This is a genomic window from Streptomyces sp. PL-29 (assembly GCF_058344425.1).
On sequence record NZ_CP136996.1, the window covers coordinates 6333475 to 6345889 of the forward strand.

11 protein-coding genes and 1 pseudogene are annotated in these 12415 nt (G+C 72.6%); 6 read left to right on the plus strand and 6 right to left on the minus strand.

Going from position 1 to position 12415, the window contains the following annotated elements; genetic code table 11:
* The first annotated feature begins 52 nt into the window (after window positions 1-52).
* Window positions 53-913, plus strand: a complete 861-nt coding sequence (locus tag R4Z63_RS28805) for an Fpg/Nei family DNA glycosylase (RefSeq protein ID WP_384445174.1) — start codon at window positions 53-55, stop codon at window positions 911-913.
* A 26-nt stretch (window positions 914-939) separates the two neighbouring features.
* Window positions 940-1329 (plus strand): DUF485 domain-containing protein, encoded by a 390-nt coding sequence (locus R4Z63_RS28810; protein WP_037916501.1) that lies wholly within the window; start codon window positions 940-942, stop codon window positions 1327-1329.
* 13 nt (window positions 1330-1342) lie between these two features.
* Here R4Z63_RS28810 and R4Z63_RS28815 read toward each other — a convergent pair whose 3' ends face one another.
* Together R4Z63_RS28815 and R4Z63_RS28820 are read right to left on the minus strand one after the other, a co-directional pair.
* A complete protein-coding gene (locus R4Z63_RS28815) occupies window positions 1343-1807 on the minus strand; it encodes a hypothetical protein (protein ID WP_052030222.1) in 465 nt (154 codons plus the stop codon).
* A 216-nt stretch (window positions 1808-2023) separates the two neighbouring features.
* Window positions 2024-2596 (minus strand): sigma-70 family RNA polymerase sigma factor, encoded by a 573-nt coding sequence (locus R4Z63_RS28820; RefSeq protein ID WP_052030076.1) that lies wholly within the window; start codon window positions 2594-2596, stop codon window positions 2024-2026.
* A gap of 271 nt (window positions 2597-2867) precedes the next feature.
* On the opposite strand from R4Z63_RS28820, the gene R4Z63_RS28825 reads away from it, so the two are divergent.
* Window positions 2868-4070, plus strand: coding sequence for a CapA family protein (locus tag R4Z63_RS28825; protein ID WP_384445171.1), 1203 nt, complete (start codon window positions 2868-2870; stop codon window positions 4068-4070).
* 112 nt (window positions 4071-4182) lie between these two features.
* Here the strand turns inward: R4Z63_RS28825 and R4Z63_RS28830 are convergent, their stop codons facing one another.
* On the minus strand, window positions 4183-4644 hold the full coding sequence (locus R4Z63_RS28830) for a universal stress protein (protein ID WP_037916511.1): 462 nt from the start codon (window positions 4642-4644) through the stop codon (window positions 4183-4185).
* A gap of 84 nt (window positions 4645-4728) precedes the next feature.
* Here R4Z63_RS28830 and lysX point away from each other — a divergent pair, with 84 nt between their 5' ends.
* Together lysX and R4Z63_RS28840 are read left to right on the plus strand one after the other, a co-directional pair.
* Window positions 4729-8031: a bifunctional lysylphosphatidylglycerol synthetase/lysine--tRNA ligase LysX gene (lysX, locus tag R4Z63_RS28835; protein ID WP_384445168.1), complete on the plus strand. Its 3303-nt coding sequence runs from the start codon at window positions 4729-4731 to the stop codon at window positions 8029-8031.
* Between the two features lie 122 nt (window positions 8032-8153).
* Window positions 8154-9068 (plus strand): polysaccharide deacetylase family protein, encoded by a 915-nt coding sequence (locus tag R4Z63_RS28840; RefSeq protein ID WP_384445166.1) that lies wholly within the window; start codon window positions 8154-8156, stop codon window positions 9066-9068.
* 34 nt (window positions 9069-9102) lie between these two features.
* Here R4Z63_RS28840 and R4Z63_RS28845 read toward each other — a convergent pair whose 3' ends face one another.
* Window positions 9103-9765 carry a class F sortase gene (locus R4Z63_RS28845; protein WP_037916520.1) on the minus strand — a complete coding sequence of 221 codons (663 nt, stop codon included), beginning with the start codon at window positions 9763-9765 and terminating at the stop codon, window positions 9103-9105.
* A 375-nt stretch (window positions 9766-10140) separates the two neighbouring features.
* Here R4Z63_RS28845 and R4Z63_RS28850 point away from each other — a divergent pair, with 375 nt between their 5' ends.
* Window positions 10141-10659, plus strand: a complete 519-nt coding sequence (locus tag R4Z63_RS28850; RefSeq protein ID WP_384445164.1) for a hypothetical protein — start codon at window positions 10141-10143, stop codon at window positions 10657-10659.
* Between the two features lie 102 nt (window positions 10660-10761).
* On the opposite strand, the gene R4Z63_RS28855 is transcribed toward R4Z63_RS28850, so the two are convergent.
* A complete protein-coding gene (locus R4Z63_RS28855; RefSeq protein ID WP_384445162.1) occupies window positions 10762-11448 on the minus strand; it encodes a hypothetical protein in 687 nt (228 codons plus the stop codon).
* Between the two features lie 184 nt (window positions 11449-11632).
* Window positions 11633-12405, minus strand: a pseudogene (locus tag R4Z63_RS28860) (bestrophin-like domain).
* Between the last annotated feature and the right edge of the window lie 10 nt (window positions 12406-12415).

Here is a 12415-nt window from a genome sequence, read left to right on the forward strand (position 1 = left end):
CCCGGCCCCGTGCCGGCTCGCGCTCCGCCCGAGGCGGCGGCAGGCTGGGACCATGCCGGAGCTGCCCGAGGTCGAGGCCCTGCGCGCGTACCTCGACGAGCACCTCACCGGGCGGGTGGTGGAGCGCGTCCTCCCGCTCGCGGTCAGCGTGCTCAAGACGTACGATCCGCCCTTGACCGCCCTCGAAGGGCAGGAGGCCGCCGCCGTCGCCCGGCACGGGAAGTTCCTCGCCGTGCGGATCGGTGCGCTCCACCTGGTCACGCACCTGGCCCGGGCCGGCTGGCTGCGCTGGCAGGACACCCTGCCGGCGCAGCCACCGCGGCCCGGCAAGGGGCCGCTGGCCCTGCGCGTCGTACTCGCGGGCGGGGGCGGCTTCGACCTCACCGAGGCCGGGACACAGAAGCGGCTCGCGGTGTACGTGGTCCGCGACCCGCAGGAGGTGCCCGGCATTGCCCGTCTCGGCCCCGATCCGCTCGCCGAGGACTTCGACCGGGACGTCTTCGCCGCGCTCCTTGCGGGGGAGCGGCGGCAGATCAAGGGCGTCCTGCGGGACCAGAGCGTGATCGCCGGGATCGGCAACGCCTACAGCGACGAGATCCTGCACGCCGCCCGGGTCTCGCCCTTCAAGCTCGCCTCCTCCTTCGACGAGGCGCAGGTCACGCAGCTGCATGCCGCGGTCCGGGGCACCTTGCGCGAGGCGGTCGGCCGGGCGCACGGGGTCGCCGCCGGGAAGCTCAAGGCCGAGAAGAGGAGCGGCCTGCGGGTCCACGGCCGGGCGGGCGAAACCTGCCCGGTGTGCGGGGACACGATCCGCTCGGTGTCCTTCGCCGATTCCTCCCTGGAGTACTGCGCCACGTGCCAGACGGGTGGGAAACCGCTGGCCGACCGGCGGCTCTCACGGCTCCTCAAATAGCGGTGCGCTGCGTAGACTCCGGCACCATGGCCGCGGAGGAGCAACAGACGGCGCCCCGGCGCGAGGTCGTCACCGGGATGCCCCGCGGCGCCCGCCGGCGGGCGCCCGCCCACGCCCCGGCCCGTTCGGAGATCTCCGAGCAGACCACCCTCGGCGCCACCTACGTCAGGGCCCTGATGCGCAGCCAGTTGCGCGCGGGCCTGGGGGCGCTGGCCGCGCTGGCGGCGCTGGTCGGGTCGCTGCCGCTGGTGTTCGTGCTGCCCAGGGCCAGGTCGGGGCCGATGGTCTGGCTGGTGCTGGGCCTGCTCGTGTACCCGGTGATGTGGCTGATCGCCCGATGGTACGTCCGCCGGGCGGAGCGCAACGAGGCCGATTTCACGGGCCTGGTGATGGATCCGGCCGACCGGCCGTCGTAGCGGTCGCCACCGGTCAGAACAGGTGCATCGCCAGGTGGCCGAGGGGCAGCCCGAGCTGCCAGGCCGGGGTCCACACGCGCGCGTTCTCGTCCAGACCCGGCGGGGTGTCGGCGTGGTCGTGGCGCCCCGGGTCGAGGTTGGTCGCGAACAGTTCGGTGCCGTCCAGCCAGCGCCAGGCTGCCCGGGCCAGTTCCAGATCGGGGTCCTCGCCGCGGCCGCGCTCCCGGGCCGCCTCTCCCAGGTCGAGGAAGCGGGTGTGCACCCAGTCGCGCCAGGGGTGTCCGTACGCCGTCAGTGACAGCCACTCGTCGAGCTGCGAGACCACGCGGATCCCGGAGAGTTCGCCGGCCGCGTCGGCGAGGTAGATGGTCAGGGCCAGTGTGTCCCGTCCGGCCCGGAACTCCAGCGTTCCGGCCGGGATCAGCCGGCCCGTGCGCAGCAGTTCGTCGGCGATGTACTCGGCATAGAGCCAGGCCATGGGCACCGCGAGCCCGCCGTCACTGGTGCCGTTCGTACCCTCGGGCTGCACCGTCCCACCTTCTCCCGCGCGTCGAGCGTCCCGTCGTCAGCACCGAGCCTTCACCGAGGGGCTCACGGAGCGGGGGATGTTTACTCAACTTGGACGGTCTTATGTCGAATTCGAAGCGCTTTTTGTCCGGTCCTCATCCCTTCGCGGCGTTCTGGGATCCGTTGCTCAGGCGCCGAGTCCGTAGCCGTACCCCTGGAGGCCCTTCCTGAGGGCGCGCAGGGCGTAGTAGGTGCGGGATTTGACGGTCCCCGCCGGGATACCCAGTTCGGCGGCCGCCTCCGCGACCGACCGGTCCCGGAAGTAGACCTGGAGCAGCACCTCGCGGTGCTCCGGCCCCAGGGATCCCACCGCCCGCCGCACGTCGATCGCCGTGACCGATCCGGCCACCGCGTCCTCGGGTGCGGGCGCCTGTTCCAGCCCTTCGGGGTCCACCTCCAGGGGGCGCGACAACCGGGCCCGCCGGGCGTCGATCGCGAGCCGCCGGGCCACCGTGAACAGCCAGGGCCGCATGGAGTCGTGCCCGCTGGCCAGGGCCTCCGGGTGCTGCCAGACCCGTACGAGGGTCTCCTGCACGAGGTCCTCCGCCCGTTGGGCGTCGCCGGCGGTGAGGCCGACCAGGAATCCGAACAACGCCCGCCCGTGGTCGCGCTGGAGTTCGGCCAGTGCTTCGGGATCCGTACGCGGGAGGGTGGGGGAGAGCGGCACGAGTGGCTCCTTCCGGGGTGCGTGGGGGTCCATGGGGGCGGCGCCCCGTCCACCCTGACCTGCGCAGAGCCGACCCGGAACCGTCAGGCCCCGGCGTTGCGCCCAAGCACCCGGGTGGTCCGACGGGCGGCTGTGCCGGGCGGTGAACGGTCGAACGGCGCGGCGAACGGCAGGGGGGTCGCGTGTACGCCGTCGGAGTGGGCGCCCGGGTCCGCCACGGCTCCGTTCCTTGACTTGCCGCGCGTTGTTCTATGGATTGCAGATGATGACTTGTCAGATAGTCGTATCAATGGGAGTTCGACTGATGACCACGCGCACCCGCGGGCCGAGGGCGGCCGTCCTCCTGTCCGCCCTCCTGCTGACCGCTGCGGCAGCGGGCTGTTCGGCCGCCGGGGACACCGCACCGGCCCGCCTCGGCGACTCCGGTCCTCCGGCTCCCTCCAGCGCCGCGGGAGCGCCCGCCGCCAAGGGCTTCACACTGGTCGCGAGCGGTGACGTGCTGTCGCACACCTCGGTCATCCGGCGGGCGGCCGACGACGGGGAGGGCGACGGCTACGACTTCAGGCCCATGTTCTCCGGCGTCAAGGCCGTGGTCTCGGCAGCCGACCTGGCCCTCTGCCACATGGAGACGATCTACGGGGAGGAGGGCGGTCCCTTCTCCGGATATCCGGCCTTCATGTCACCGCCGCAGGTGGCCGACGGACTCAAGGACGCCGGCTACGACGGGTGCTCCACCGCCTCGAACCACACCCTCGACGACGGCGCCGCCGGGCTGCGTCGCACGCTCGACCGCTTCGACAAGGTCGGCCTGGGGCACGCCGGATCCGCCCGTACGGCGGCCGAGGCGGCGGCGGTGACCACCTACACGGCGGGCTCGGCCACCGTGGCGCACCTCGCCTACACCTACGACACCAACGGCTATCCGTTGCCCGACGGCCAGCCGTGGGCAGTCAACCTGATGAAGCCGGACAGGATCGTCGCGGATGCCCGGGCCGCCCGGAAGGCGGGCGCGGACGTGGTGCTGGTGAGCCTCCACTGGGGCACGGAGTGGCAGACCGAACCGGATGAGACCCAGCTCTCGCTCGGCAGGGCGCTGACCGGCTCGCAGACCGCCGGCCGGCCCGACATCGACCTGATCCTCGGCACCCACGCGCACATTCCGCAGCCCTACGAGAAGGTGAACGGCACCTGGATCGTCTACGGCATGGGCGACCAGGTGGCGGGCGAGATGTTCAACTACACGGGCGCCCGGGACATGCGCGGCAACTACGGCTCGATCGCACGCTTCACCTTCGCCCCTCCGGCCGCGGCCGGGCAGCGCTGGCAGGTCACCAAGGCCGCATTCGTGCCGCAGATGATGGACCTGTCCACCGGACGCGTCGTCCACCTGCCCGACGCCCTCGCGAAGAACCCCGGCCGGGAGGACTACGAGGCCGCGCGGGACGAGATCACCGAGGCCGTCCTCAGCCGCGGCGCCGCCAAGGACGGCCTGGTGGCCGCCTCGTAGGCGCTCGGCGCCCCGGGGCCCCGGGCTGGATCCGGCGCGCCCTCGGGCCCACCCCGCCCGGCCCGGACCGGACGCGGAAGCGACCCGGACGGGGCGGGACGGGGCGGAGCGGTCAGGGGACCACGGTCACCGGCCAGCGGCCCGCCTTGACCAGGCGGACCGCCACCGAGCCGACGATGCGGTGGCCCGCCTGCTCCGAGGCGCCGACCACCACCGCGTCCGCCATCAGCTCCTGTGCCGCGCTCACCAGGCCGGCGTAGGGGTCGCCGCGAAAGGTGTGGAACTCCCACCGGACCTCGTAGACGCCCTTGAGTCGCTCCGCCGACGCACGGATCTCGGCCACCAGGCCCTCCGCGATCTCCCCGGTGGTGTCGGCCACGGGCGCACCGAGCGCCGCCCCGGCCGGTACCACCGGCTGGACGTACACCAGCGCCAGCAGTGCGTTCTGCCGACGGGCCAGCCCGGCGGCGTAGGCCGCCGCCCGCAGTGAGGACTCCGAACCGTCCACCCCGGCCAGGATCACCTTCGGACCGTCGGTACCGCGTTCGAATCCCGTGTTCACGTGCTCCGTCACCCTCGTGAGGATAGGCGCTGACGTGCCGGACGCCCCCACCCGCTCGGCGCGCGCACCGGCGACCCCCTCCCTACAGTGCGAACCATGAGTGCCACCGCGCAGGAGACGCACGGAACCCGCAACCGCTTCCTGAACCGGGTTCCCGACGCGTTCGGCGCGTTCTTCGGGACCATCGGCCTGCTGTGCGCACTGCTCTCGCTCTCCCCGACACTGCGGCGCCTCCTGCACCACGTCGTGCGCTTCCTCGACCTGATCGTCGTACCGGTCAGCGCCAACCTCGCCTACGCCGTCTTCCTCTTCCTCTTCGCGGCCGCCCTCGGCACCCGCAAGAAGGTCGCCTGGTGGATGGTCATCACCTATCTGGCCCTGCTCACCGTCGACGACCTGCTGGACATCGCCGTCGGCGACTACGGGATCGGCCTCTCCTCGCTGGCCCTGGCCGTCGCCGCCATGGCCGTACTGGTTGCCGCCCGCAAGGAGTTCTACGCCGCGTCCCGGCCCGGGGCACTGTGGCACGCCCTGATCGTGCTCGGCCTCGGCATGCTCGCCGCCGTCCTCCTGGGCTGGGCGCTCGTCGCCCTCTTCCCCGGCAGCCTGCCCCCCGGCCAGTGGCTGGACTGGGCCGCCAAGCAGGTCTTCGGCGGCCTCTTCTCGGCCCGGCAGTTCGACGGCCGCCCGCCCAGGCCGCTGTACTTCCTCCTCGGCCTGTTCGGCGCCGCCGCCCTGCTCAACGCCGCCGCGACGCTGTTCCGCTCCCAGCGGCTGACCGCCGCCCTGCACGGGGACGAGGAGCCCAGGATCCGGGCCCTCCTCGGCGCCTACGGGCGGTCCGACTCGCTCGGCTACTTCGCCACCCGGCGCGACAAGGCAGTCGTCTTCGCCCCCAACGGACGGGCCGGCGTCACCTACCGCGTCGAAGCGGGCGTCTGCCTCGCCAGCGGCGACCCGGTGGGCGACCCGGCAGCCTGGTCCGCCGCCATCGACGCCTGGCTGGCCGTCGCAGGCCGCTACGGCTGGCAGCCCGCCGTGATGGGCGCCTCCGAGGACGGCGCCACCGCCTTCGCCCGCTCCGGGCTGAGCGCCCTCCAACTGGGCGACGAAGCCATCCTGCACGTCGCCCGCTTCGACCTCGATGGCCGCGACATGCGCGTGACCCGCCAGGCCGTCAACCGCGTCGAGCGGGCCGGCGCGACCACCGTCATCCGCCGCCACTCGGCCCTCTCCGAGGACGAGATGCGGACCATCATCGACCGGGCGGACCGCTGGCGGGACACCGAGACCGAACGGGGCTTCTCCATGGCCCTGGACCGGCTCGGTGATCCGGACGACGGGGACTGCCTGCTGGTCGAGGCCTTCGACGCCGGCGGCGAGTTGATCGCCCTGCTCTCCTTCGTCCCCTGGGGCAGGGACGGCATCTCCCTCGACCTGATGCGCCGCGACCGGACCGCGCCCAACGGGGTCATGGAGTTCATGGTCGCCCAACTGTGCGCCGCCGCCCCCGCCCTCGGCGTACGCCGCATCTCCCTCAACTTCGCCGTCTTCCGCTCCGCCTTCGAGGAGGGCGGCCGCATCGGCGCCGGGCCGGTCCTGAAGGTCTGGCGCAAACTGCTGCTCTTCTTCTCCCGCTGGTGGCAGCTGGAGGCCCTGTACCGCTCGAACGTCAAATACGGCCCCGAGTGGTACCCGCGGTTCCTCTGCTACCAGGACGCCGGCTCGCTCGCCCGGGTCAGCCTCGCCTCCGGCATCGCCGAAGGGTTCGTCTCCGTACCCAGCCTGCGCACCCTGTGGGGCAACGGCCACCCCAAGGGCGTCACCGCCCCCGCCACGACGGAAGGACTGCCCCCGATCGACTCCCTCGGCCTGGACGCGGTGGGGGAGGAGCTCCCCGGGGTGCCCGTGGAGCGACTGCCCGAACAGGTGCGCGTCCGCCATGCCAAACTGGACCGCATCCGGGCCTCCGGCACCGACCCCTACCCGGTGGGGATCCGGCCGCGCACCCACACCGTCGCCCAGCTCAAGGCGTCCCACCCGAGCCACCCGCCCGGCAGCCGCACCGCCGAGCAGGCCACTCTCGCCGGACGCGTGATGGTCGTACGCGACCTCGGCGGCGTGGCCTTCGCCGTCCTGCGCGACTGGTCGGGAGACGTACAGCTGATGCTCACCCGCGACGAGAGCGGCGCCGAGGTGCTCGACTCCTTCACCGCCCGGGTCGACTTCGGCGACCACGTCCTGGTGACCGGCGAACCCGGCGCCAGCAGGACCGGCGAACTCTCCCTCGTGGTCCGGTCCTGGCAGCTGACCGGCAAGTGCCTGCGCCCCCTGCCGGACAAACGCAAGGGTCTCGCCGACCCCGAGGCGCGGGTCCGGCGCCGCTACCTCGACCTCGTCGCCAGCCCCGAGGCGCGCGACGTCGTACGGGCTCGCTCCAGCGCGGTCCAGGCCCTGCGCCAGGGGCTGCTCGACCGCGGCTATCTGGAGGTCGAGACCCCCATGCTCCAGCAGATCCACGGCGGCGCCAACGCCCGGCCCTTCCGCACCCACATCAACGCCTACGACCTCGACCTGTACCTGCGCATCGCGCCCGAGCTGTACCTCAAACGGCTCTGCGTCGGCGGTATGGAGAAGGTCTTCGAAATGGGCCGCACCTTCCGCAACGAGGGCGTCTCCTACAAGCACAACCCCGAGTTCACGATGCTGGAGGCCTACCAGGCCTTCGCCGACTACGACGTCATGCTCGACCTCGCGCGGGAACTGATCCAGGGGGCCGCCACCGCCGCCTTCGGCTCGCCCGTCGCCCACAGGGCAGGGCCCGACGGAAAGCTCGTCGTCCACGACATCTCCGGCCCCTGGCCGGTCAGGACGGTGTACGGGGCGATCAGCGAGGCCCTCGGCGAGGAGGTCGACGCCGACACCGAGGAGAACGTCCTGCGCAGGCTCTGCGACCGGGCCGAGGTGCCGCACGGGCCGGAGGACACCCGCGGCGACGTGGTCCTCGAAATGTACGAGCGGCTGGTGGAGGAGAGGACGGGACTGCCGACCTTCTACAAGGACTTCCCGACCGACGTCTCCCCCCTCACCCGCCAGCACCGCCGGGACCCCCGGCTCGCCGAGCGCTGGGACCTCGTCGCCTTCGGCACCGAGCTCGGCACCGCGTACTCGGAGCTGACCGACCCCGTCGAGCAGCGGCGCAGGCTCACCGCCCAGTCCCTGCTCGCGGCCGGCGGCGACCCGGAAGCCATGGAACTCGACAACGACTTCCTGGACGCGCTCGAATACGCGATGCCGCCCACGGGCGGCCTCGGCGTCGGCGTGGACCGACTCGTCATGTTCCTCACGGGCCTGACGATCCGCGAGACCCTCCCCTTCCCCCTGGTGCGCCGCGGCTGACGGTCGCACGGCTGACGCGCCGCACGGCTGACGCGCCGCACGGCTGGTCCGCACGGGTGAGCGCAACGGGGAGCGTCCGCGCCTCTCAACGTCTGCGGGGATGCCGTTGATACGTAGTAATAATGAAAAAAGACGAGCCGACAGTAGGGCGGCGTGTGCTCCTGCGCACCGCCGTCTTCCTCGGAGTCGCGGCCGCCGGACTGATCACCACGGGCAACGGCACCGAGGGTGGTGCACCCACGGTGCCCGGTGCACCGGGCGCGGGCGGCGCACCGGGGCCCGCCGCCGGACCCGGTCCGAACCTCGCGGCGGGCCCCGGCGGACTCCCCGGGGCGCTGCCCGAGAAGGCCTACCGGCTGCGCCCCATGACGGCGGACGCCCCCGCCCGGCCCGCGGCCGTGAAGCCGGCCGTGCGGACCCGGCCCATCCTGGAACTCCCGGCCGGCGCGGGCACCGACAGCTCCATGGTGCTCACCTTCGACGACGGACCGGACCCCCGCTACACCCCGGCCATCCTCGACACCCTCCGCCGCTACGACATGCGCGCGATGTTCTTCGTCTGCGGGGAGATGGCGACGGAGAACCGGGACCTGCTGCGCCGCATGTCCGCCGAGGGACACGTCATCGGCAACCACACCTGGACCCACCCGCACATCCCCAAGCTGAGCCGGCCCGCCCTCGCCGCAGAGATCGGCCGCACCAGCGAGATCGTGCAGCAGGTCGTCGGCGAAGCGCCGCAGTGGTTCCGGGCGCCCTACGGAGCGTGGAACCGGGCCGCCTTCGAGATCGGGGCCGAGCTGGGGATGGAGCCGCTCGCCTGGACCGTGGACAGCCTGGACTGGGAGGAGCCGGGTGTCACGACGATCGTCTCCCGGATCCTGCGCGGCGCGGGGCCCCGGGCGATCGTGCTGTCGCACGACGCGGGCGGCAACCGGTCGCAGAGCGTTCGGGCCATCGACTCCTACCTGCCCCAACTGCTCGCCCGGGGGTACCGGATGACACTGCCCACCCTGTCCGCCGTGGCGGCGCTGCACTGACGCGGGGCCGGGGCCGCGCGGCCCCGGCCCCGCCTCAGCGGGACTCCACCATCCGTGCGAAGACGACCACGTTTCCGTCGTACCCGCGGGCCTTGGAGTAACCGCCGCCGCAGGTGATCACGCGGAGTTCCGCGTGCCCGGTGTCCCCGTACACGCGAGCCCCGGGGAAGGCGTCCTTGGAGAACACCTCCACCCCGTACACCTCGAAGACGGCCGTGCGCCCGTCGTAGCGCTCCACCTCGATGTGGTTGCCCGGCTTGACCGAGCCCAGCCCGTAGAAGACCGCTGGACCCTGCGCGTTGTCCACGTGGCCCACGATCACCGCCGAGCCCCGCTGCCCCGGCGAGATGCCGTTGAGGTACCAGCCGGCGAGGTTGCGGTCCTGCGGCGGCGGTGCGTCGATCCAGCCCTCCGCGTCCAGCCCGACCGTCATCACCGGCGCGTCCACGCTGATCGTGGGAATGCGGATGCGCTGCACCGAGGAGTGCTCCAGCAACTCCATGTCCGGTGGCGGCTTCGGCGGATTCGCCGGCAACTGGTCGGCCGTCACCGCGACGGCCGAGGCCGCGGTGGGCTGGGGCGGTCCGCCGTCCATGTTCACGCCGTTCCGCACCATGGCGAGGCCGGTGAGCATGACCAGGGCGATGACGCCCCACGGTGAGCGCCTTCGTGACTGCCCTGCCTCGTCCTCGCCCATCGTTCTCCCTTCCCGACGCGGGGGTCCCGACCCGCGTTCCTGTCCCACCCCGGTACGCCCTGTTCCCCGCACGCTAAGGCCGGGGCGGCGGGTCGGCGAGGGGGGAGCGGCGAACGGGTGGCCGCGGCCGCGGGGGCGGTGGGAGGGCGCCGGAAGGGATGCGCCCATCCAGGTAATCGTCACATAAATGACTGACGGGTCGTGACCTGCGGATCCGTCAGCCAGACCGTCCGCGCTCCGGCGTGTCGCTCAACCGGGCGGCCCAAAGCCGGAAGTGCGGAGGTTGCGGGACGACCCGAGGGTTCGACGTGGGAGGCGTTCTCGTCGATCATCCGGGGCCGACGCTCCGGGGCGCTTCCCGCTGGAGGTTCCACCATGCGTGTCTTGCGCGCTCTTACCGTGACGGCGGCAGCTTGTGCCGTCCTCGGCGTCAGTGCCCCGCTCGCCTCCGCGAACCAGGACCCCGGGGGTCGGGGCGGAAACGGGGGCGGGAACGGCCCCAGCAACATCTCGGTGAACCCGTACGCCGTGCACCAGGGATCCACGATGCAGGTGAGCGCGGCGGGCTGCGGTCACGGCGGTACCGTCGCCTCGCACGGGAACTTTCCGCCCGCGAACCTGTCCGCCGGGTCGATCGGCTTCGCCACCGTGCGGGTCTTCAACCACGCCTCGCCGGGCACTCACACGCTGTCGGTCAAGTGCAACGACAGCAACCTGGTCGCCACGGCCCGCTTCCGGATCCTCCAGGGCAACCCCTCCCAGGGCGGCATCGGCGGCTCCATCGGCCCGTCCACCGCCGAGACGGCCATCGGAGCGGGCCTGGTCGGGGTCTCCGCCCTGGGAGCGGGCGCCCACGTGATGCGCCGCCGCCGTCCGCTCCGGGGACGGAGCTGACCGATCCGGCCCCCCCGGTCAGGCACCATCGGCTCCCGCCGGTCGCCCCGAGCCCTCCCCGAGGGCCCGGGGCGACCGGCGGTGGAGGGGGCGACCTGGTGCTCAGTGACCGCGGTGGGACGCCCTGCGGCGCAGGGCGTACGCGGTGCCGCCCGCGGCGGCGAGGAAGAGGGCCGCACCCACACCGAGTTCCACCGGATCCATTCCGGCCGCGCTGCCGCCCAGGCCGCCGCGGACACCGCGGGCGGAGGTGGTGGCGAGCGGGGTCGTGACGGTGTTCGCCGCGGGCGCCGTCGCCGTGGCGGTCCTCGTGGAACTGGTGGTGGGCCTGCTCGTGCCGCCGGCGATCGTCAGGTCGGCCGAGCCCGTCTCGCCGTTGCAGGTGAAGGAGACGGAGTAGACGGCCCCGAGGCGGGCGTCCCGGTCCACGGTGGCCCGTACGCTCTGGCCGCGCGCGATGCTCACGGTGTCGAACACACCGGAGGAGGCCGTGGAGTAGGCGGCGTTGCAGCCGCTGACCGCGAGCACCACCTGGCCGCCGGGGGCGACGGTCGAGGGGGTGAGGGTGAAACCGAACGAAGTGACCTGTGGGGCCCGGGCTCCGGCCCGTGGCTGGGCCGGGGTGCCGCCCCGTGCCCCGACATGCTTCTCGGCCTGTGCTCCGGCCTGGGCCCCGGGCGGGCTCTCGGCCGTGGACGCGGCGGGCGCGCCGAGGGTTCCGAGCGTGAGTACGGCGAACGTGGCGCCGGCGCTCAGCAGGGCGGTGGCGGAGGTACGTATCGCACCCATGGTTGATTCTCCGGATCCCCGAGGAGCAGCCGCGGAACGGTTTCCGCACGTGGGGGGTCGTGCGCCTCGATGTCCGCCACGCTAGGTCCGGGTGCCGGGGCCCGCGATCAGGAACGGGCGAATGGGGCATGGTCGTAGGCCGAACCGGGGACGGGAGGTCCGTCCCCCGGTTTGCCGGGCGCAGTCAGCCGCCGAGGCCGAGGTGGGAGAACTGCGTGAGGAACGGCTCGGCGGTGGGGCCGAGATGCCGCGGCCGAACGGCGCGTCGAAGTCCCAGATCAGGAACAGCAGGAACGCGATCAGCGCGCTGAACAGCCCGGCCAGCAGCATCTCCCGGAAGGACCGCCTGATCTGCAGGGTGAAGATCAGGCCCACTGTGACCAGCGCTCCGATGATCAGCCCGAACCAGACCACGCCCGGCATGGTGGCCCCGGCGCTCGCGCCGCGTGCGTTGCGGGCGTCGTCGGCCACCGCCACCTGGTCGACGAGCGGCTGGTAGGCCTGCCCCTCGTGGTCGGTTTGCGGCTCGTAGTCGGTGACGTCCCGGCGGATGCGCTCCAGCAGTTCCCCGCCGCGGTCGGTGAGTTCGCCCTTGTCGACCATCGCCTGCCACTCGGTGTCGACCACGTAGGTGACGTAGGCGTCCACGCCGGACCGGATCTTCGCCCGCACCTCGGCCGGGTAGACCTGGGAGCGGACGCTGATCTCGTGCAGGGCCTGCGCTTCTTGGCGTACGTGTTCCTGGGCGGCTCCGCGGCCCTCCCACACGCCCGCGATCGCCAGCCCCAGCACGATCGCGTAGATCACCCCGATCATCATCGTCATGTACTCGATGACGTCCGGGGTCTCGTTCGGATCGTCGTCCTCGCCGATCCTGCGGTGGTTGAGGAAGGCGATGGACAGCACCACGGCACAGGCCGCGGCCATCGCGAGGGACAGGACGAGCCATTCCGACAAGTGGACTCCA

Excerpts from the sequence above, each read along its gene's own strand:
- R4Z63_RS28805 (WP_384445174.1), top strand. The coding sequence starts at position 53 with ATGCCGGAGCTGCCCGAGGTCGAGGCCCTGCGCGCGTACCTCGACGAG.
- R4Z63_RS28810 (WP_037916501.1), top strand. The coding sequence starts at position 940 with ATGGCCGCGGAGGAGCAACAGACGGCGCCCCGGCGCGAGGTCGTCACC.
- R4Z63_RS28815 (WP_052030222.1), bottom strand. The coding sequence starts at position 1,807 with ATGGCCTGGCTCTATGCCGAGTACATCGCCGACGAACTGCTGCGCACG.
- R4Z63_RS28820 (WP_052030076.1), bottom strand. The coding sequence starts at position 2,596 with ATGGACCCCCACGCACCCCGGAAGGAGCCACTCGTGCCGCTCTCCCCC.
- R4Z63_RS28825 (WP_384445171.1), top strand. The coding sequence starts at position 2,868 with ATGACCACGCGCACCCGCGGGCCGAGGGCGGCCGTCCTCCTGTCCGCC.
- lysX (WP_384445168.1), top strand. The coding sequence starts at position 4,729 with ATGAGTGCCACCGCGCAGGAGACGCACGGAACCCGCAACCGCTTCCTG.
- R4Z63_RS28840 (WP_384445166.1), top strand. The coding sequence starts at position 8,154 with ATGAAAAAAGACGAGCCGACAGTAGGGCGGCGTGTGCTCCTGCGCACC.
- R4Z63_RS28845 (WP_037916520.1), bottom strand. The coding sequence starts at position 9,765 with ATGGGCGAGGACGAGGCAGGGCAGTCACGAAGGCGCTCACCGTGGGGC.
- R4Z63_RS28850 (WP_384445164.1), top strand. The coding sequence starts at position 10,141 with ATGCGTGTCTTGCGCGCTCTTACCGTGACGGCGGCAGCTTGTGCCGTC.
- R4Z63_RS28855 (WP_384445162.1), bottom strand. The coding sequence starts at position 11,448 with ATGGGTGCGATACGTACCTCCGCCACCGCCCTGCTGAGCGCCGGCGCC.